The 22,212-nt window shown below is 45.1% G+C and carries 14 protein-coding genes and 1 pseudogene; 14 read left to right on the forward strand and 1 reads right to left on the reverse strand.

The window, feature by feature from the left end; genetic code table 11:
• Positions 1 to 30: 30 nt before the first annotated feature.
• The 11 genes from E8L90_RS06250 (at position 31) to E8L90_RS06300 (ending at position 19,145) form a co-directional block, all read left to right on the forward strand.
• Positions 31 to 2,460, forward strand: coding sequence for a PEP/pyruvate-binding domain-containing protein (locus tag E8L90_RS06250; protein WP_137028463.1), 2,430 nt, complete (start codon positions 31 to 33; stop codon positions 2,458 to 2,460).
• A 22-nt stretch (positions 2,461 to 2,482) separates the two neighbouring features.
• Entirely contained in the window at positions 2,483 to 3,568 is a 1,086-nt protein-coding gene (locus E8L90_RS06255) for a MupA/Atu3671 family FMN-dependent luciferase-like monooxygenase (protein WP_208759415.1), read from the forward strand.
• 18 nt (positions 3,569 to 3,586) lie between these two features.
• The gene (locus tag E8L90_RS06260) at positions 3,587 to 4,588 is read left to right on the forward strand and encodes a BtrH N-terminal domain-containing protein (protein WP_162309049.1); all 1,002 of its coding nucleotides are present in this window, start codon (positions 3,587 to 3,589) and stop codon (positions 4,586 to 4,588) included.
• 71 nt (positions 4,589 to 4,659) lie between these two features.
• Positions 4,660 to 8,148, forward strand: a complete 3,489-nt coding sequence (locus E8L90_RS06265; protein ID WP_137028465.1) for a non-ribosomal peptide synthetase — start codon at positions 4,660 to 4,662, stop codon at positions 8,146 to 8,148.
• Positions 8,149 to 8,160: 12 nt separating this feature from the next.
• On the forward strand, positions 8,161 to 14,046 hold the full coding sequence (locus E8L90_RS06270; protein WP_137028466.1) for an SDR family NAD(P)-dependent oxidoreductase: 5,886 nt from the start codon (positions 8,161 to 8,163) through the stop codon (positions 14,044 to 14,046).
• Between the two features lie 30 nt (positions 14,047 to 14,076).
• Positions 14,077 to 15,069: an LLM class flavin-dependent oxidoreductase gene (locus E8L90_RS06275; RefSeq protein ID WP_137028467.1), complete on the forward strand. Its 993-nt coding sequence runs from the start codon at positions 14,077 to 14,079 to the stop codon at positions 15,067 to 15,069.
• A gap of 19 nt (positions 15,070 to 15,088) precedes the next feature.
• A complete protein-coding gene (locus E8L90_RS06280) occupies positions 15,089 to 15,337 on the forward strand; it encodes an acyl carrier protein (protein ID WP_137028468.1) in 249 nt (82 codons plus the stop codon).
• A gap of 497 nt (positions 15,338 to 15,834) precedes the next feature.
• The gene (locus tag E8L90_RS06285; protein ID WP_137028469.1) at positions 15,835 to 16,812 is read left to right on the forward strand and encodes a hypothetical protein; all 978 of its coding nucleotides are present in this window, start codon (positions 15,835 to 15,837) and stop codon (positions 16,810 to 16,812) included.
• A gap of 1 nt (position 16,813) precedes the next feature.
• Complete coding sequence (locus tag E8L90_RS06290; protein ID WP_162309050.1) at positions 16,814 to 17,056, forward strand: hypothetical protein; 243 nt, start codon at positions 16,814 to 16,816, stop codon at positions 17,054 to 17,056.
• A gap of 783 nt (positions 17,057 to 17,839) precedes the next feature.
• A complete protein-coding gene (locus E8L90_RS29865) occupies positions 17,840 to 18,088 on the forward strand; it encodes a carbamoyltransferase C-terminal domain-containing protein (RefSeq protein WP_137028471.1) in 249 nt (82 codons plus the stop codon).
• A gap of 121 nt (positions 18,089 to 18,209) precedes the next feature.
• A complete protein-coding gene (locus E8L90_RS06300) occupies positions 18,210 to 19,145 on the forward strand; it encodes a GNAT family N-acetyltransferase (protein ID WP_137028472.1) in 936 nt (311 codons plus the stop codon).
• 161 nt (positions 19,146 to 19,306) lie between these two features.
• Here E8L90_RS06300 and E8L90_RS29870 read toward each other — a convergent pair whose 3' ends face one another.
• Positions 19,307 to 19,807, reverse strand: coding sequence for a hypothetical protein (locus E8L90_RS29870; protein ID WP_162309052.1), 501 nt, complete (start codon positions 19,805 to 19,807; stop codon positions 19,307 to 19,309).
• A 35-nt stretch (positions 19,808 to 19,842) separates the two neighbouring features.
• Between E8L90_RS29870 and E8L90_RS06310 the strand changes: the two genes are divergently transcribed.
• The 3 genes and pseudogenes from E8L90_RS06310 to E8L90_RS06320 all read left to right on the forward strand — a co-directional run bounded on the left by E8L90_RS06310 (position 19,843) and on the right by E8L90_RS06320 (position 22,111).
• Positions 19,843 to 20,874 (forward strand): serine hydrolase domain-containing protein, encoded by a 1,032-nt coding sequence (locus E8L90_RS06310; RefSeq protein ID WP_162309053.1) that lies wholly within the window; start codon positions 19,843 to 19,845, stop codon positions 20,872 to 20,874.
• Between the two features lie 117 nt (positions 20,875 to 20,991).
• Positions 20,992 to 21,285: pseudogene (locus tag E8L90_RS06315) on the forward strand (thioesterase II family protein); the annotation flags it as partial.
• A 76-nt stretch (positions 21,286 to 21,361) separates the two neighbouring features.
• Positions 21,362 to 22,111, forward strand: coding sequence for a 4'-phosphopantetheinyl transferase family protein (locus E8L90_RS06320; RefSeq protein WP_137028476.1), 750 nt, complete (start codon positions 21,362 to 21,364; stop codon positions 22,109 to 22,111).
• The last annotated feature ends 101 nt before the right edge of the window (positions 22,112 to 22,212 follow it).

The following is a 22,212-nucleotide window of genomic DNA, read 5'->3' on the forward strand; positions in this document are numbered from 1 at the left end:
TTATTTGGAATTTTTGTGGAGGTGGCCTCTTTGACTGTTTGTAAAATTGGAGCGATTCCGCTGCACACTGACACCATCTATGGACAAAAAGCGTATTCGTTGTCACAGCTGAACGTACAAGGATTGAACGTACCTGAAGGTTTTGCTCTGTCCACTAACTTTTACACGGAATTTCTGAACTATAATCGTTTCCCATTTCAACCGAATCAGTATTTGTCACACAACAACGAAATTATGGACTTCTTGATTTGTGCACAATTTTCTGAGGAACAAAAGAAACAGATCGCTGTCATTCATCAAATGCTGGTACAGCATTCAGGCGACAGTCTAGCAGTCAGATCTTCTGCTGTGTTTGAAGACCTCGTTGGTGACAGCATGGCCGGTCTGTACGATTCCATTGTACAAGTATGCACTTACGAAGAACTGGAGCAAGCAGTCAAAAAATGCTATGCTTCCTTGTTCTCTGATAGAGCACTCTCAGTCCTGTCACGCAAAGGAATGGACTTCACCCACCATCGGATGGGGGTGATTATCCAAAAGTTTGTGGCCGGCACTCCATCTGGGGTCATGTTTACAGCGGACACGATTGAAATGGACTCTGACGTTATTCACGTCAATTCAGTAGACGGCTATTGCAGCCAGTTTGTAGACGGTGCATTGCCTTCTTCATTTTACAAAGTTGCCAAGCAGACAGGGGAGGTTATCGAGAGCCATCTTGCGCAAGGCTCCAAATCACTGTCACCTGAGCATATGGAAAGCTTGGTGCAAACCGCACAGACGATCGAAGCACTGTTTGAAGATTGTCAAGATATTGAATGGACTTTTCAGGGCGATACGCTGTATATCCTACAGGCACGAACGATTACCACAATGAGAAACCGCCCGTTCCACATCCAATGGGATGAACCAGGAGAATCTGATTTTACCTGGTTTAGAATCACGGAACAGCCTTATCCTCCGCTGGTCCAAGAGATTTTCGAAATGGAGGCCGTCGGCTATCACGACGGGGCCTATGCGACAGCGGGACGAATGGAGTATTACGCAGATATCCGCAACCATAACGGCTACTTTTTCGCCCGCTTAAAAGACATGCCAAACAGGGATGAAAAGCGACAAGCCTTTATCGAGTACGTCGATCGGTTGTTTGCTGAAGGCAAACACATCTTTTTCGATGTGGTCTTGCCACAGCTCCAAACCTATACAAACCAGTTGAATCACTATATCGGAAAAGACTTGCAGCACGCGGAAGCCGTAACTTTCTTGGAAGTCGCCTATGATTTCTTGCGTAAGGCGACCGAATTGCACGATTACGCGGTGTACGGCGGTCGATACATTCATGAGTTTGAGACGTATTGCAAAGAAATACTGGAGGACATGAGATTAGAGCAGACCTTCGACCTGGTGTATGTCCCTTCCCAGTTGACCAAAGAGCGCCAACAACTGGCCCATATGGCCGAGATCGTGAACCAGAATGATGACTTGCAACATCTGTTTGAAACGTGCCACTACGATGAAATTTTATATGCACGTCTGAGCAAGCTGTCGACAGCCGAAGTGTTGCTAGGCGAAATGGAAGCGTATCTTAAAGAGTTCGGCTTACTAAGCAAAGGCTTTGACAATGAGCTACATCCGGTTTTAATAGAACAGCCATCTTTGGTTATGGCCAAAATTAGAACGTTCTTAACCTTAGATACCAAAGAATTCCTCCACAACATGGAAACCACCAAAGCGAACAAACAGAATTTGGTGGATGCAATCACAGAAAGGCTGGATGAAGAGTCGCGTGGGGAGTTCTTAAACAAGCTCCAATTGGCAGAAAAGGCATTCCTTACAGGTGACAACCACAATTTCTATATGGACAGCATGTTCCGATCTTACATCAGATTGGCAGTCATGCAGGCAGGCAATATCCTGACACGAGAAGGACTGATCGAACGCCCCGACGATGTCCATTTCTTACGATTTGACCAGCTGATGGACGGCTTGCGTAATCATACCTCATACATCACGCACATCGAAGCAGGCAAAAAATTAATTGCCGAGCAAAAACGAATGCTGACACCTACTTTTATCGGACGAGCAGCGAGCGGACCGCCGCCACATCCGAACCAACAGGCAACGGCAAACCCAGAAGAAGATCCACATCTCCTCACAGGCGTATCGGGATTGAGGAAAAATGTGACCGGAATCGTTGTGTATGGTATTCCGCGTGTGCTTAAGGAAGATCGGATTCTCGTTTTGCCGCATGGCCATGCCGGGGATATCATGCACATAGTTGATAAAGTAAAAGGTCTGATTTTTGCAGGCGGAGCGCCATTTGATCACCTGGGCATTTTGTCCCGGGAACTAGGTATCCCTTCCATGTACTATGTGTCAAACGTATTCGAACGCTTAAAAGTGGGCGATATGGTCGAAATCGATGGCGTTCAATCACAGATCAGACGCTTGATCAAGGAGTAAGTACGTAAAGAGGTGATCTACATTGAAGATAGATTTTAGCCTGTTCTTCTTCGGCAGCTATAATCAGATGGGTTCAGACACGTACCAGCTGTTGTTAGACACGGTAAAAATTGCCGATGAGAACGGCTTCAAAGCAGTCTGGACACCAGAGCGTCATTTTCACGATTTTGGTGGTGTATTCCCAAATCCATCAGTGATCTCTGCCGCATTGGCGATGATTACACAAAACCTGCAGCTCCGTGCAGGAAGTATCGTGTCGCCATTACACCATCCTGTTCGGATTGTGGAAGAGTGGTCGGTTGTAGATAATCTGTCTAATGGCAGAGTGGGGGTTTCCTTTACGGCTGGTTGGCATCCTGATGACTTCATTCTCAATCCTTCTACATTTGGTAATCGTTCAGAGTATATGTACGAGCAGATCAAAATAATCAGACAGCTGTGGCGGGGGGAGACGAGCGAATTTCCAAACGGGGTCGGTAATTTGGCTAAAGCTAAAACCTATCCGAAACCAAAAGCAAAAGAGCTGCCGATCTGGATCACCACAACTGGCAAAGAAGAATCATTCATACGCGCGGGACGAATCGGTGCCAATGTCTTAACCCACTTACTGTACCAAGACATTTCCAGTTTGCACGGAAAGATCAAGCTGTATCGTCAAACATTGCAAGAAAATGGATACAACCCCGAACAAGGTGTGGTCACGGTGATGATCCATACCTTTATTGGTGACGATCTAGATCACGTGAAGCAGACTATCCGCCAACCTTTTACCGATTATCTAGCGTCCAGCATCAATCTGGGTGACGCCTTGCGCAAAAATATGAACCAAAGCGGAACAAAAGGAAATGACCCGGCATTGATGAAAACGATGTTGCAGATCATTTTCGAACGGTATTGGAAATCAGCTGCGTTGTTCGGTACGCCAGACAGCTGCATTCAGACCGTTAGACTGATGCATGAAGCCGGTGTCAACGAGATTGCCTGCCTAGTAGACTTCGGGATCGAGGCGTCCGCAGTGATGCAAGGGTTGGATAAGCTGATTGAGCTAAAACAATTGATCGCACAGATGAACCAAACAGGGGGAAACTCTCCCCTTGTCCACGGTTGAGTCGCTCAGGTGAATCCCATGACAGAAAAAGTGATGCTTTCAAACATCGAACCGTTTAACGAACTTTTCTACAAAAGTTGTTTCTACAATTCCTTATTTCCGATTCTACAGTACTTTGATACCAGAAAAACTCCGGTGCTGGCCAATGATGTGCTTCTGTACACGTGGGACGAGCCTAACCTGAAAGTTCCGTTTACCATTGACTATGAAGTAAATCTGTCGGAGTCGGAATTGCTGCAACAGCTTGGAATCACGAGCAAGGAGCTTCATTATCAAGCAGAATTCATGGACGATATTAAAGCCGCTCTTATGCAGAGTCATCCTGTGATTGTGTGGATTGACAGCTTCTATTCGTCCATTCGTCAAGACACCTACCACAAGATTCATAAAGCTCATAGTCTGCTCGTTTATGGCTTCGATGACACTCAAGAAGTGTTTCACATTATGGAGCACAAGCATGCCGACACGTTGTCATACGAACCGCGGAGAATCAGTTATGAAGATATGAAAAAAGCCTATTCAGGCTACCACGAATACCTCAACAGCGCGAACCGGGAGGCCTATTTTGAATTTTACAAATGTGGCACCAACTATCCAAATGAGATGGTTTACGATGATTCCTCGTATGATCTGACAGTTTTTCAAGCGAATCACGTTCGGTTTAAGAACTTGATCTTAGAACGACTAGAACTGATACATATATTTGCTGATCATTTTGCGTACATAACATCCACGAGTAATAATTTGCAAGAATTCGGTGAAGAATTGCTCAGCAGAATCAACGAAATAATCAACGCGAAACTGGCGGAAAAGTATAAATTGAAGGTGGTAGGCTATCCCAACCCCGCTGCAGTTCAGCTTTTGGATCAAGTAATGGCCAACTGGCGGATGATCCGAGTCATCATTGGTAAGTTTTTGTTTTCGGGTATATACAAAACTGCCGATCTTCAGCTTTGTCTCAACAAGTTGCAGCACATATATGAAACAGAACAGCGATATTATCAACTCCTCTTCCATTAGCAAAGGAGTGAAAGGAAATACGTACACAACTCGTAAAGCTAAGTGGCCGTGAAAATGGGAATTACAGTGAGTTGGAGAAAGGATTAGCCCATATCTGGTGTGAAGCATTGCAGCTCACGGAGCTTGACATTGAAGCTAATTTTTTTGAACTGGGAGGCAACTCCTTTATAGCTACCCAGATCTCTTACCGTACCAACGACATTTATGACAGCTATGTCGACATGGCTGACCTTTTTGAATACTCGTCCATTGCTTCGTTGGCTTCCTATATGGAAATGATGGGTTTTACCGCACTGACTCATAAGGAAATCACCAACAGAATGAATCTGCAACCTAACAAGACCTATGATCTGTCTAGTTCGCAGAAGCGAATCTGGTTCTTACAAAAGATGAACCCGAATCTTCGCATGTACAATATCCTTACTGTTCTTGAAGTAAAGACAGCATTAGATTTGACCGTATTGAAGCATACCTTGAACACCTTGTTGCAGCGCCACAGCTCCTTACGCACTGTTTTTCAAGAGGCAGAAGGGGAACCGAAGCAAATCATTTTGGATTCACTGGAATTTGAATTGAATGTGGTCGACCTGTGCCAAGAGCCAGAGCAAGAAACCATTTTGAAGCAATTGATTCAGAAACAGAATGAGACGGTGTTTGATATGTCCAAGCCCCTGATCAACTTTACCGTTTTCAAGCTGGGGGAAGCCGAATATTCGATCTGCTTCCATATACACCACCTGATCACGGATGGAACCAGCAATCAATTGCTATTGCAGGAACTGGTTGAAATCTATGAGGCGAAATTTGAAGGCCGTCCCGCTAACTTGAAGCTACTTGCCAAGAACTACGTGGACTGGGTTTACGAAAAAGAAGAGTGGATGAAAACTGAAGAATTTGCTCAGATGGAAAGTTACTGGCTGGACAAGCTGGCGAAGCCATTGCCAGCGCTTCAGTTGCCGACGAATTTCACTCGGCCACTCTTGCAGACGTATAACGGCAGTTTTTATTCCCTGAAGCTGTCTTCTGGGTTGACTAGCCGATTAAAGCCTCTGGCTCAGGAATATAACTCGACCATGCATATATTCATGCTGTCCGTCTACTTTTTACTTTTGCACAAGGTAACACAGGAAGATGACCTGATCGTGGGTTACCCCGTATCGGGACGCGACTCACGGGAATATGAAAACGTCTTGGGTTTGTTTATCAATATGATTCCAATCCGCGTTCAAATCAGTCAACTGAAAGATTTTCAGGCGCTGTTCGAGGTAGTTAAGACACAGTCGGTCCAAGGCTACAAGAACAGTAAATACCCATTTGACCTGCTGGTAAGCAAAATTAACCCAGAAAGGGACTTGAGTCGCAGTCCGATTTTTCAAGCTGCCTTCCAATACTTCGAAACCTATACGGCAAACGATGAAATAAGTCTGTATGAATTTTATTTGATATGTAAAGAACAGGGAGACCATCTGGAACTTCGTTTTGAATATAATACAGACCTGTTCAAACGAGAGACAATAGAGCGCCTGGCTGATGCCTTCGAGTATCTGTTGGAACAAATCACTGACGAGCCGAACCGCACTCTGAATCAGTTTGTCTTGATGCGCGAAAAGGAACAGCAAGAATTGCTCGCACTATATGCAGATGAGACGTGGGCCAATCAGATCGAACAAGTGCCGTTGACGACCTTGGTTGAACAATCTGCCATGAAGTACGCCGATAAGACAGCCCTTGTGTTTGGTGGAGAACGGATGAGCTTCCGTGAGTTGAACGAAAAAGCCAATCAGATCGCCCATGCATTGAGGCAAGCTGGCATCAGGGCTAATCAGCCTGTCGGCATTTTGCTGGAACGCAGCCTTGAAATGATTGTCGGAATTCTTGGAATAGTAAAAGCAGGTGGAATCTATGTCCCGCTTGATACGACTTATCCGCTTGAACGACTTCGCATGATCATAGAGCATAGCGATATGAAAGTGCTGTTCACGGATCCGTCCGTATTGATGAAACGAAGCGACGTTCAGCTACTCGCACGTAAATGTGTTGCTACAATGGTTACTCCAGCTGACTGCCTCGAAATGCCGACAACATGGACTGAGGCTCCATCAATGGATCACCTGATGTATCTGATGTATACCTCAGGTTCAACTGGTGTCCCCAAAGGCGTCATGGTTTCCCATGCCAACGCCAGCCATTTTATACAATGGAGTATTCTCAACGGGAATTTGAAACCAGATGACCAGATGATGCTCGTCACTTCGATCAGCTTTGATATATCTGTGTTCGAGATGTTTGCGTCGCTTGCCAGCGGGGCCACAATGCACATCATTCCATTAGAGATGCTGGTTCGTTCCGATGCCTTGGCTGCGTATATCCAGGCCAATCTGATCACGGTCTGGCATTCCGTACCAACGTTGATGAGCCAGCTTTTGCCTGCGATGCGAAGCTGCAAAACTTCTGAGTCATCCACTATGCTACGGCTGATTATGATCGGAGGAGAAGCTTGGGGAACGAACCTGGCAAAGGAAATCAGCGAAGTTTTCCCGCAAGCGGAGCTTCTAAACATGTATGGTCCTACGGAAACGACCATATGGGTATCTTTTCAAAGAGTGACACCCGCGATGCTGAATGGGCAGAAAACAATCCCGATCGGCAAACCCATTACTGGCAACCGCATCTTGATACTCGACCATTTCGGCCAGCTTTGTCTGCCAGGTATGCCAGGTGAGCTTCATGTCTGCGGACGCAATGTTGCCCAAGGCTATTACAAGAATGAGGAGAAAACCAGTGAAGTGTTTCTAACTGATCCGGTTACAAATAACCTTCTATACAAAACAGGCGATATCGGTTTTTACAATTCACAGGGTTACATTGAATATCTGAGCCGCAATGATGGTATGGTAAAAGTCCGCGGCTATCGGATCGATTCAGGAGAGATCGAACACCATCTAATCGAAAGCGGCCTAGTCAGTGAAGTCGCTGTTATCCCGCAAAAGCAAGGGGAGAGCAACAAGCTGGTCTGCTTTTATACTGCAAAAGGTACGCTAACCGACCAACATCTTATTGAGATGCTAAAGCAAAAAGTGCCAAACTACATGATTCCTGCCCGGTTTGTCCCACTGCCAGACCTGCCGAAAACATTAAACGGTAAAATAGACCGGAAAACCCTTAGTCAGCATTCCGTTACAATAGTCACTTCTTCTACGGATACGTTTGTGGAAGCTTCTACGGAGATGGAGAAATTCTTGGCGAACCTGTGGTGTCAATTGCTGGAATTGTCACAGATAGGCATTGAGGATAATTTTTTCGCCTTAGGCGGCAACTCTTTCTTGGTGAATCAAATGCATTACCATATCGAGAAGAGATTTCCGGGTCAAGTCAACATCGTGGATCTCTTCTCCTATCCAACCATTTTTAGTCTATCTGCTTACCTGACCGAAGAAAATGAAGCGTACGCCAAAAGTCCTCAAGAGGAGGACACACTTGAAGCTGATTTGGAAGAGATGTTCAACAATATCAAAAAGGGCACTCTCAGCATCCAAGAAGCTGTAAACCACTTAAAGTGACAGGGAGGCACAATGGATAATTTATATCAATATATCATTGAACGCACGAGCAGTGGACGTATTGATAGACAAACAGGGATTCAACTAATTAAACTGCTCAAAGAGTCAACCACCAACCAGGAAGATATCGCGATTATCAGTGTCGCCGCGGAACTTCCAAAAGCCAAGGATGTGGAACAGTTTTGGCAAAATCTGCATGACGGCGTTGATTGTGTAAGCCCGTTCCCTGCCTCCCGACGTTCTGACACAGATGAGTACCTGGGGTATATGGTACCGGGTAACAAGATTCCAGAGTACATGGAAGGTGGTTACTTGGAAGAAATCGATAAATTTGATTATCGTTTCTTCAATCTTTCGTATACGGAAGCCAGCTTGATGGACCCGTACCAACGTCTGTTCTTACAAACCGCTTTTCAATCCCTCGAAGCAGCAGGTTACGGGGGAGCCCGCATTCAAAAGACGAGAACCGGTGTCTTCGTGGGTTACAGCAATGACGGCAATCCAGAATACCGTCAACTAATTCAAGCGATTCAACCATCCTATCTGTCAATGGCAACAGCAGGGAACCTTCGATCTATCATTGCCAGTCGTATTGCTTATCTGCTTGATTTGAAAGGACCAAGCATGTTGGTGGATACGGCATGTTCCTCCTCTCTGGTATCCGTCCACCTCGCATGTAAAGCCATCCACAATGGCGATTGCGACATGGCGCTGGCCGGCAGCATCAAGGTAAGCATGCTCCCGGTGATAGATGAAAACCGGGAATTCGGTATCCTTTCTTCAATCTACCGCGCCCGAACCTTCGATGAGAGTTCAGATGGCACAGGCTTTAGTGAAGGGGTAATCTCTATTTTACTCAAACCACTGAAGCAAGCGATCAAGGATAAAGACATCATTTACGCCGTCATCAAAGGCAGCGCCGTCAACCAAGACGGTAACTCCAATGGGATTACAGCACCTAATGCTCGAGCACAAACGGATGTCATCGTCAATGCCTGGAAAAACGCCAAAGTAAATCCTGAATCGATCTCCTATCTAGAAGCTCACGGTACTGGTACCCGCTTGGGCGATCCGATTGAGATTGAGGGTATGAGCAAAGCATTTAAACAGTATACGGACCGAAATCAGTTCTGTGGAGTCGGTTCAGTCAAAAGCAACATGGGTCATCTCGACAACGCCGCAGGCTTGGCTGGCCTGCTTAAGATGGTCATGGCCTTAAAAAATAAACAATTACCACCAACCCTTCATTTTAAACGCTCGAACACAAAAATTGACTTCCTGGATTCTCCGATCTATGTGAGCGATACGCTACGTCAATGGGAGAGGGGCGACACACCTCGCCGATGTGGAGTAAGTTCCTTTGGCTTGAGCGGGACCAACTGTCACGTCGTCCTAGAGGAAGCGCCTGAAATTGAAAACATTGCGGAAAACACCGCCAAACCGCATCCTCAGTTGTTCATGCTGTCAGCTCGAAGAGAAGAGTCTTTGCGTGCACTTATACAAACCTATGTCTACTTTTTGGAAGAGAAGGGGGATTCAATCACTCTAGAAGACATCTGTTATACCGCCAACACTGGCCGCGGTCATTATGAGTACCGTTTGGCATGTACCGTGTCTTCTCTTGCCGAGCTTCGGGAAAAAATGACAGCTTTGGCCGAGTGCCAAGATTTTGCCAATATGACGGATCCCTATGTGTCATTTGGTTATCACAGGGTTATCGTAGGTGACCGCAAATTGAAAAAATTGGGTGATTTGTATCTAGATGAACGAAAGGAATTTACACTGCAAGTAAAAGCTCTCTTAGATACGATGCCCAAAGATCCAACTGAACGAAATGCGGAGACGCTTGCAAGGATCAGCCGTTTGTACGTTCAAGGTGCCGAGATAGATTTCATTAGCTTTTATCTAGAAAAACGGCAAAAAATCGCGTTGCCGACCTATCCGTTCTTGCGTGATCGTTGCTGGATAGAAGTCAAATCGGCTCCATACCCGCAGTCAGTGGTTACCGTTAAAAATTACAATCATCCGTTGGTCAGTCGTTGCGTACTGGAAACGATGAATTTGCGGGTATATTCCACTATGTTCTCAATTGCGAGTCATTGGATGCTAGAAGAACATAAAGTCCTAGACAGCTATGTCGTGCCAGGAACCACCTATTTGGAAATGGTGCGATTTATCGGACATACCCTCTACCCAGATCAACACCTCACGATAAAGAACCTGATTTTCTTTACACCGTTTTCTGTCCATGATAGTAAGGAGAAAGAAATGCATGTAATCCTCACTATCGAAGCAAAAGGGGAGAAATTTACTATTGTCTCCCAAGGCGAAGAGGAAGATCAATGGATCACTCATGCAGAAGGCTGGATACAAGCAGAAGAGCCAGCCCCTCTGGAACATGCCAACATCAGTCTACTCCAGAAGAGATTCCCAGAGAAAATCGACTTCCGTATTGACAACCATCATACCAGAGGTGTTCATCTTGGGCCGCGCTGGTATAACTTCGCTGACGTACGGTTGGGCTCCCAAGAGCTTCTCGCTCGCCTGAAGTTACCCGATGAATTTCGTTCCGATCTGGAACAGTTTCATCTGCATCCATCGATGATGGACAATGCAGTCAATGTTGCGATTAGCCACGTTGGTGAAGGACTCTATTTGCCATTCTCTTATAAGAGTTTGCGCATTTACGGTTCGATGACTGAGACTGTTTACAGCCATATTAGCTGGAATAACTCGCTTAAAGAAAATGCGGAAACGGCCACCTTTGACATTCGTTTGATGAAAGAAGACGGCACCGTGATCGCAGAGGCGACCGATTACACCATCAAAAAAGTGCCGAAAACCGGTTTTACTTACCAGGAACTCAGCAACCAAGAGCATATGTACTATCAACTTAACTGGGTGGAAAAGCCAACCCTCGACCAAGGAGAAAACACTCATTCGAACATCCTGGTGTTCAAAGGGGAAACAGAACAAGCTGAGAAGGTACTGACTTGCCTGCACCAAGAAAACCGCATGATAATCGAGGTGGGATTTGGCAATACATACCGAAAAATAGACGAGCGCAACTACGAGATCACCGATACGCTTGACGACTATAACCGCCTTGTCGATGAGATCAAAGACCAGGACTTTACCCAAATCGTCCACATGGCTTCCCTTGTTCTTCGCGATGATTCGTCCGCTGCAGATCATTCGAAGCAATTGGAGCGCAGTGTTATGAGTTTATTTTACCTGACAAAAGCACTGAACAAAAACCGAATAAAACAAGAAATAGACATTGTGCTAATTGGAACTAACACAATGGAAGTCAGCGGAGAGGAACACGTGATCCATCCATATTCCTATGCAATGTTCGGCTTAGGAAAAGTGGTGGAACAAGAGTGCCCTCGTTATGTCTGCAGATGTCTCGATTTAGACGGAGAGACACCGCTTGATCTCAATCTTGCCGAGCTCACTCACCAATCAAGCGATTTTCATACTGCTATTCGGGCAGGAAAGCGATACGTCCCACAACTGCAACCGATTAAACTTGATTCTGCAGATCAGGACAACAAGCATGAACAAATGCTTGGCATGGAAATAAAGGCTGGTGGTACGTACATAATCTCCGGTGGTGCAGGTGGTCTTGGTCTTGAAGTGAGCAGCTACCTTAGCGCAAACCAAAAGGTCAATCTGGCACTCATCGGCCGCCGACCGTTACCTGAACGAGATCAGTGGGATGCACTGCTCAGCGAGGGTCACGATCAAAAATTACGTTCGATCATCATGCAAATCCGCCGTATGGAGGAAAATGGTACTCAAGTCACTTATTTCTCCGCCGATATAACGAACCGCTCACGGATGGAACAAGTACTGAAGCAGGTGCGAGCTCGCTTTGGTCCTATCCGTGGTGTCATTCACGCAGCCGGTAATGCTGGAGACGGTTTCCTGCTACGCAAAGAAGAGGCCGTTTTCCGCTCAGTTTTAGATCCAAAAATGCGGGGGACACAGTTGTTGGACGAGCTGACTGAAGACGATCCACTGGATTTCTTCGTCTTGTTCTCCTCCGTCACTGCTCTGACAGGCGGCGTAGGCCAAGGTGATTATACAGCTGCAAACAACTACCTGGATGCTTTCGCTTATGCACGCAATAAGCGAGGCAAGCGTACCCTTGCGATTAACTGGCCAGCGTGGAAAGAAACTGGAATGGCTGTTGATTACGGGTTGGAAGACAACGGTATCTTCAAAGCCATACGCACACGGACAGCACTCGAATCTTTCGAAAGAATGATGGAGCAAGAACGCCCACGGGTCATTACTGGGTTCCTAAACGGGGCCTTCTCAAAATCATTGCTCGAAACCCATTTCTTCCAACTCTCTACTGACTTACAGGCGCTCCTCAAACAAGCCGAAAAACCAAGAGCAGCTCGCAAGAACATGACTGCGAATTTCAATCGCCCACTGAAAATCGTGGCAAGCAGCCGCGAAAGCCAATTCGTGACAAAAATGGAGGCGCGAATCGCAAGAATCTGGGCAGAGGTACTTTCTCTCGAAGAAATTGACATTTTCGACGACTTGTTCAGTCTAGGTGGAGATTCCATTATCGCGGTCAAAATCTCTGCCATGGTGAGCCAAGACGTCGGAAAAGAGATTGAGGTAGCGGACCTGTTTGAATATCAAACGGTGGCAGAACTGGTTACATTCATCCTGGCCGGTGAAAAAGAGGCGGAAGAGGACACAGTTGAAGAAATTATAGAGGCAGTGGAAACAGCGAGGGTACCGCAGGCAACTATCATGCAAGAAGTAGCAGCCACCCTCATTCCGCCAATGCCTGAACAGAACGAAAAGTCAGCGTCGCAACCTGTTCCAACTATTCCATTCGTTCGAAATGACTCATCTAAATCCATCGCAAACAACTTACTGATCAAAACAGATGCCTATGAATTGAACAATCATCTTTCATGGCGACAATTCAATTGCTATGACCGTGGTCTTGCCAACCTGTTCGGGGACGAAAATCGCGGACTCATCAACTACTTCAAGTTGTTCCTTGGACTGAAGCGCGGTTATCATCTGTCGGAGCATGGACTTGCTTACTCATTTGTCGATGAGCAAAGAATTTTCGGTTATCCTCATGATCAAGATACCTTGGGAAAGTTCGGCTTCTCCGTTGAACTGACAAATGTGACTGACACCAAATGGCTGCCAGAGGCGATCATAGATTTGATTAACCAACGCAAATTGGTCATGGTATCATTCAATGAATATTTCACTTACTACACACCTTTCTATCTAAGAGAGCACACGGACCATACAACCATTATTAATGGCTATGACAAGGAAAAGGGACTCTACTACATTATTGATCACAATCATGTTCACCGCGGTGCCTCACAACGGATCGTATACGAATCGTTCATGACCACATTTTCGGTCTTGGAGGAGGTTTATAACTTTCTGATCCCTAAAATGAGATGTCTTGTCACTCTGAACCGCTTTGCCGACTGCAATCCGATGATTCCCGCGTTTGATCAAGAATACAAACAACTGTTGCTTACACTCCTCGCAGAGAAACAAGCTGGCAGTGACATCGATATGATCGTACGCTTGCGAGCGGAAGAAACCGACTATTTCAACGATCAAAACTTAAATGAACTCTATGTCAAGCTTGGAGCGAAGGAGCTTTTTCTTGAAACGTTAACTCACTTTTTCTGTCCCATGCAAGATTCAACTGAAGCCAAGTTATTGACAATGAACATCATTCAGGATTCAAACAAGCTCGTGAATAAATTCGTTACCAGTATCTATCGCAAAAGTATGCTTAGTCATGAGGACATCGCACAATACCGTGAGAGGATTGTCAGTAATACACAATTTTTATTCAGGATTATGGCAAGAGAATATGGTCTACTTTAGTTCCCCCAACACCGTACAAGGAGAGGTCCTATGAAATTTTGTTGGGTACTACCACAAGGAGAATTTCAACGTATCCAAGAAGACGCGATTCAAGCAGAACGTTACAACTTTGAATCTATTTTACATATCAGCTTGCAGTCATATCTCGACCCGTGGATCGTCGCAACGAAGCTCTCCTCAATCACCAAACGGATTCGTATGCTGATAGCCCAAAATCCCCAATTTGTCTCACCTCCTGTAGCACTAAAATCGTTAAACACGATCAACTTGCTTACGGACGGACGGGCTGACATTAATATCGTTTCGGGTAGCTCCATAGTCGAATTATCCCAAGTAGGGAAATTCCAAGACCACACTACCCGCTACAGAAGAACACGTGAGTTCGTCGAAGCATTCCGTGAACTGCAAGCTGGTCCAGCGACCTACCAGGGAGAGTTTTTTGAAGCCAATAATTGCACAGTTATTCCAAAAGGGCATCCCACAATTCCCTCTGCGCTGTTCTTGTCTGGAAGCTCTGACGATGCCATGTTGATTGCTGCCCAGCATGCAGACTATTACCTCGTCTATGCGGATGATTTGCCAAGCATTCAAGATCAGTTCGCTCGTTTCAAAGCACACACCCGGTCGTTCGGAAGGGAAGTATCTTGCGGTATGGTCATTGATATCATCGCCCGTAAGACATCAGAGGAAGCTTGGGAGGCTGCAAGATGTATGCTGTCCTCCTTCGCCCCTCTGGAGAAGCGACTTGTCCGAATGTACCGCAACAGTGCAGACTCCGTTGGCATCTCCAACCAAAAAAAGCATTACAACTATGATCAATTTGTTGTGGACAAAAATTTGTGGGGGGGACTCTGCCAAATCAGTACAGCACACACCTTATCCATCGTGGGAAGCTATGAGGAGGTACGCGATACGATGAAGAGATTTCATGAACTCGGAACCGAGTATTTCCTGTTGACTGGTTCAGTAGGGGATCACGAGATCGAAAGGTTGGGAGAGTATATCCTGCCGTACCTAACCTAGCAGAAAAGGATGAAATGCGATGACGACACCGGAATTGACAGATCTAATCAACGCAAAGATCAAAGAATTGTTTCACTACGATCGAGTTATTCAACCCCAAGAGAACTTGAACGCACTTGGACTCGACTCGAAAAGAGCCTTGGAGCTGCTAGTGGCTTTAGAAACTGAATTAAACGTCATGGTCGATGATGAAGATTTAGTCGTGGAAAATTTCGCAACGATTGAGGCAATTGCCAATATGTTCTCTCAAAAGTTCCAAATCCAATAAATCAAAATATTTAACAATTTATGGTTTGATAGTAAGAATTTATATTGTATAATAGAGGTAATTGAAAAATTTGAAAAATCAATCAACGATTGCTCTAATAGATTCTATGGTCTCTATGAAAGGAGGTGATCATGAATGTACTACATGAAAAAGCTTTTCTCTATCACTCCAGATGCTTGCCAAGCCTAGTCAGATGAAAGATTACTCTAAAAGATTCTATGGTCTCTATGAAAGGAGGTGATCATGAATGTACTACATGAAAAAGCTTTTCTCTATCACTCCAGATGCTTGCCATTTCTAGCCAGATGAAAGATTACTCTAATAGATTCTATGGTCTCTATGAACGGAGGTGATAATGAATGTACTATATCAAAAAGCTTTTCACTATCACTCCAGAAGAGTGCCGATTATAGCCAGATGAGCCTAGCCAGATGAAAGTCTGGCATAGGCTCATTTGTTTCTATTTATAAGCATGGGGGAGAGGAGGAGTTATTTCTATGAAGGATTTCCCTGATAGTTCTGGTGAAAACTGTTTTCTCGAAATCATTCGAAACTGGATTTTTCATCAAACCGGTCAAAGCCTTGAGGAATCATACCTTTATATGGTTTCGGGAAGTTTCGATTTTCAATATTCAGCAGAATGGGTAAGTGAAACCGAAGTTTTCCCCAAAGTGGATATTGTTCAAAAATATCGGTATGATTACTATCCTACCTGGTTAGGGATTAGTCTTACCATGGTCACGCCTCAGAACGCTAAAATTGGATGGGAGCAGATTCAGACTGAGTTAAACGCGGGGAATATCCCGATCGTGCGGATTGATGCATCGAAATTACCTGATATGGTTGATAAAAAAACAGCTACTTATATGGTAGTACACAGATACAATGAGAGTGAAGAAACAGTCGGAGTATCCAGTTTGTTTTACAATGGTCAATTACCGCTCTCAACACTTACTGCCTGTAGAGAAGCGATTAGTATCTATGGACTCCCTGCGCATAGTTGGCTTAAGCTACAAGTGGTGAAAGAGATCCTGACGAGAGACCCTTCCTCATTGTATAAGTTTGTCTGTACGATCCTTTGTCAGGACCCAAAAACAGGAGAATCTATTCAAAACAACATCAATGCCTTTTCTGACATTTTGCAAATTCTCACAGATTTACCTACGCTGTTAGTCAGAATTCAGATGCATAATCTCAGCAATCAATTCTTCCATCCATTGGGTCCCCCGGAGTCAAGAAAGAAAATGCTTCAGATTCTGAAGATCTTACATAACGCCAATTATCTCTCGATTGATACCGTTTCACAATATGAGAAGATATCAAGTGATTGGGATCTCTTAAAAATGTTATTGTACAGAAGCACTATCGGCCAGCCAAAAGAAGCTCTTGAACGCATCCAAGATCGCCTGAGAAATATAGGTAAGCTTGAAAAAGAAGCATACGAACAAATCTTACATGAAATAAAGGTGAAATAATTTGAAAACATATACACTCTCAAATTATGTAGTGAAACTGGAAGAGGATGGACAGACGATGTTTCTCCATCGTGCAACAGGCGATGTGATGGATATTTCTCCGAGAATGAGAGATTTACTCGACTTCCTCGCTGAACCGAAAACCTATCAGCAGCTTCGTGAATTCGTTGAGGTAGATGGAGCTGATGTTGATGATGTGATTGGAATGTTGAAAGATCATTCTTTTCTCGAAATTTCTTCCTGAACAAACTTCGTGAGCAATAAGAATAAGGTGATCCCTAGAATGTCTCCCTAACAAGTACTACTATATCAAAAAACTATTTACTGTCATTCCAGAGACCTGCTGCCTTTAAAAAATGAGGCCTATGCCAAACTGAACTACACCCCAATTGTTAAACACCACTAACAATTGGAGGTGCAGTTTTTCTATGGCCAGGCTCTCTTTTTTATTGATTCTTCTTTGAATATCTGTTGCCAATTGACAAAAAGTATAAAACTATTCCGAAAAGATAACTTTTCACTATAGATTGGTATAACTAAGTAGGAGTTTTGTTTTGGAAGAAGAATTATAAATAATGTGTCCTGGACCTCTTTAGTGATTCGATCACTTAGCTAAGTTGATCCAATTAATGTGATCTGAGATTAACGTGGGGCCAGTACACTCCAAAACATACTACCCACACGTTTTGAGTAGGCAGCCGAAAGGGACCAAACTGGTTCCTATTTTTATTTAGCCAACTAATTCTACATAATAATAATGCGTAATTTTCATCGCGACGCTTATATACATCTACACATTAAAGAAATGGAAATGTGTGTGGCGACACAAACATACTTTCAATTAATTTTACGACACAAACATACTACTAATGAGGTCTGATTTTAGCGTTAAGCAGTATGTTTGTGTCGTAATTAAGATGACGTAAACATACTGCTATAACATTCAAGATTTGGGACAGTCCTATAAACAGGCAGACGATGTCGCGGAACTCGCGGCGGAGTTGTTGGCACAAGGGTATTCTGTTGGCTGTTTCAAGGCCGTGCCGAATACGGACCTCGCGCGCTGAGAAACCGTAGTATGCTGGCCAATCCGTCAGTACCTGGGATTCAAAATCACATGAATCACAACGTCAAAGTGGACAAGCGTGACAAGATACCAGGTGTTGTACACGTCGCCGGATCTTCACGCACACAAACGGTGACCGCAGAGACAAACTGGCGCTATTATGATCTACTCCAAAAATTAAAAGCGAAAACGGGGTTGTCGATGGTGTAGAACACGTCGTTCAACCTGCGCGGCGAACCGATGGTCTGTACCCGTAGGATGCTGTGCTGATCATGGAGGATATTGTCCTGAAGAAACCGCATGTGTTCATGTAAAGAACGGAGGAAGTGAAATGCAAGACATCATTGTACGCCCTTACACCCCTGCAGTGCTGGACGAACTGCAAGAGATTGAAAAGAAAATGAGAAAGCGCTTCCCGGATTTTCCTACGTGGGCAAACTGGGTCTACCTCCACAAACCGGAGTTAAAACCTGACAACATGTACGTAGCCTACAAAGATAGGAAGGCGATTGGGTATGGTCACTTGATTCCCCGTTTCGCTCATGCAAATGATCCAGCACATGTACCGAACACAATCTATCTGGACATGGTTGCCTCGCTGGAGGCAGAACAGCCTGAGAGAGTGCTCGATGCCCTGTATGAGGCTTTGAAAGCGCGTGTTGGAGAGATGCTGGTAGAAGTGTTGCCGCGCAAAACTGAATTGTGCATCCAACACTATGCGACCGTTCATCCGATTCTCGAGTATGCGGCAGGCCAAGGATTTGAGAGGGTAGAGAGCTATCGATTGCTTCAACGTGACCTGAATATGAAAATTCCCGATCGATTGGTACATGGCGACTTGGAGATTCGCGAGTGGAAGCTAGAGACTTTGGCTGATAAGGAAAAGTTTCTAGCGGCTAACAAATTGGCTTTTCCAGAGGAATCCGCAACGCTCGAGCAGTTGGAAGGGATCGTAAGTATTCCGAATTTTACGACGTTTACCGTTTTTACGCCGGCTAATGAGGTGGCAGGCGTAATCATGGTGCGAGCAGAAGATGCGACTGTGGGTTTTATCGAAAATATGTTTGTGTTGCCTGAATTCCGTGGACACGGACTCGCCGAAGCGCTGGTTGCACGTGGGATGCTCTACCTGCTTGAACAGGGCTTTCAGTCGGTGTTGTTGCATGTGGCGGCCCCAAACGTTCCCGCTTGCAACTTGTACCAAAAGGCTGGTTTCGAGATTGTGAAAGAACAAATCGAGATTCGGCGCGACTGGAATGCTCAGTAAAAAGGAGGAGGACATATTGGAGAAAGGTCATAAGCTTGACAAGCAAAACATAGAAGACATTATCGGTTTAAGCCCCTTGTAAGAAGGAATCCTCTTTCACCACGTCAGCGAACCTGGAACATATGTGGAGCAACTTTCCTTCCGCCTGACTAGTTCTAAATCTAGTGAAGCCGTTCGTCAGGCATGGGTTGTGCTCGTAGATAAAATCCAGTCTTTACGTACGGTTTTTCACTGGGAAAAGTTAGAAAAACCTGTGCAGATCTTCTTGCGCCGCAAAGTAATTCCTGTAACGGAACATGACTTTCTTTCTTTGCATCTAGTGGAACAAAAAGCACGCCTGAAGGAAATCCGCGACGCTGTTCGAAAGGGAGCAACACTCCAATTTTGGCGAACTGTTTCGCTTGGTGGCAGCAGTAAAAGCGGATGCTGACCTTGCGTATGACGGGGAAGACGTCTATCGCGCACGGCTGCTTGCTGAGCGCGGTACCGTTTTCCCAGCGTTCGCTGAAGAGGGAGGGAGGCTCGCTCCCTATGACTTTGGAATCGAATGGCAGGCCGCCACGGTCGAACTCCGGATGGTGGTCAATCAAGACCGGGTGGCGGCGGAGAAGCTCCAGACCCTGCACAAGCAATTTATCGGATTTATAAAACACTTCACCCAACAATACACGTCCGTTCAAGGGAGTTGAGCCTGACGATGAAAGCAAACGGCAAGACTACTGCTATTTTTCCGTTTACAAAGCCGGAAGATCAGGGGCTTGACCCGAATCGCCTTGAAAAATGGCAGAAAAGACTACGAAAGGAGAAGGTCACCAGTTGCCTGATTATTAAGAACGGACATTGCGTGTTCGAATACTACAAAAACAAAAAGATCGAAAGCAAACCGCAAAAAATCCACTCGGTGACCAAGAGCATCGTCTCTGCCTTGGTCGGCATTTGCTTCGACCAAAAGCTTATCCCGAGTCTGGATACGCCAATCCTCGATTTTTTTCCTAAATTTGCGGAGTTGGAGCAGGACTCTCGCAAACGGTCGATCACGGTCAATCATCTGTTGACAATGACGCCAGGGTATCACTGGCCAGAGTTTGGCGAATGGGATGGGTTCAGCCACATGTTTTACGCACCAAACTGGGTGCGTTTCGTTCTAGAGCGGAAGTTGGAATGTGATCCTGGTACGCGGATGAACTACAACACGGGCGCCACGCATCTTCTGACAGCCATCGTGCAGAGGGTCAGCGGCATGAAGGCGTCCGAGTTTGCCGATAAACACTTGTTCAAACCCTTGGGTATTACTGAGTACATTTGGCACGAAGATCCCCAGGGCATCAACAACGGCGGGTCTGGGATGATGATGCATACCTTGGACCTAGCCAAGTTCGGTATCATGTACCTCAACCAGGGTAGGTACGGTAAGAAACAGATCGTGTCCAAGGAATGGGTGTCTAATTCGATGACCCCGCAATTTATGACCTATGAAAACATTGGCCACTATGCTCGTCATTGGTGGGTCGGCCAACTAGATCGTGAACAGCCTTTGGAAGGGGCCAATATGTGCTACTTCGCTCTCGGCTATGGCGGTCAATTCATTATCGTTCTCCCAGCCCATCAAATGGTTGCGGTAATTACAAGCGAGTTGTATGAATCCTCTCTGTTGCCTCTGAGCCTGTTCCGCGAGCATATCGTGCCCGCATTGCTCAGAGGGGGGATTGGAAGCAGTGAGCCAGTGTAAACCGTAACAGACTCGAAGCTCAAATTTATCAAAACGTTCGCTTCCGGGGTTTTTATGATAAAAGCCTAGAATTTGAGGCGGTTGGCGATGTAATGAAGCGAATCACGTACACCACAAGAAGTACTTGAGAATAGGGAGCTACTAAAATTGTTCTTGCCAATCTTGCGAGCAGATTTTCAATTGGTTGAGACTTATCAACTGCCTGAAGGAAGAGAACCTCTTGACGTTCCGTTCGTCATTTTGAGTGGAATCAAAGACACCGTTGCCAATGCTGAGGACATGGAAGGGTGGAAGTCCTATACGAAGTCTTCTTGTAAGATCGTTTATTTTAACGGAGGGCACTTCTTTATAAATGATCATACAGATGACATCACTCAGATCGTGAAAAATCAACTTACACGATTAATCTGAACCTATTAAAGCAAGGAAAACAGACATAACAAATGAGAAAACATAGAAGGTAAACCACAAGGGGGAGGGAGAGAAAATGATTGTTTGTACATCGGAGTATGGTGAAAAGCACCCCAAGTGGTCATTTAATAATGGTAAGAACACCGGATTAAACCTATATTGGCTACAGATTCCGGATCATATCACAATTTCAGAAATTCAGCACAATCTGCACTATTTGGATGATGACGAGCGAAAGACCTATGAAGCGTATCGGGTGGAGGAAAAGCGGATCGAATTCCTTTTAGGTCGAGTATTACTCAAAAATTTGTTAGGCGTACGGCTTGGATTGCAACCGGAACAGGTTCGATTTATTAAAAATGCATACGGTCGGCCCTATTTGATTCCGTCACAGGCTCAGCCGGATCTGTTTTTTAATCTTTCGCATACGAGAGGGGTAATTACTTGCGTCATTGCACCTTGGGATAAAGTCGGTATTGACGTGGAGCGGACAGACCATGACGCCTCCGATGTCATGCGAATGGTTTTTGTTGAAAAGGAGATCGAATTTGTAAACAGTCAATGGACATCAGATGCCAAGCGTCAGGCGTTTTATCGAATATGGACACGTAAAGAAGCTGTCATGAAAGCGGAAGGAAAAGGCTTTTCACTTCCTCCTAAGTCATTTACTGTACCCTTGGAAGGCGAATGTGTATCTGATGGAAAGTACGAGTATGTAACGTATTTTCTACTACCAGATTGTTTGTGCTCATTAGTAGTTGAGAAGCTAGATTCTGAAATTAGTTGTAACGAAAGTTTTGTCAGCATTGAAGCCATGATTATATAATGCAAGCGTTTCGTACATATTTTGCCTCATAATGGTTATTAAGCATTGGCTTTTGTATCACCCAAAATGATATAATTCTTTATTGGTTACTTATGTAGATG

It is taken from the genome of Brevibacillus antibioticus (assembly GCF_005217615.1).
GTDB lineage: Bacteria > Bacillota > Bacilli > Brevibacillales > Brevibacillaceae > Brevibacillus > Brevibacillus antibioticus.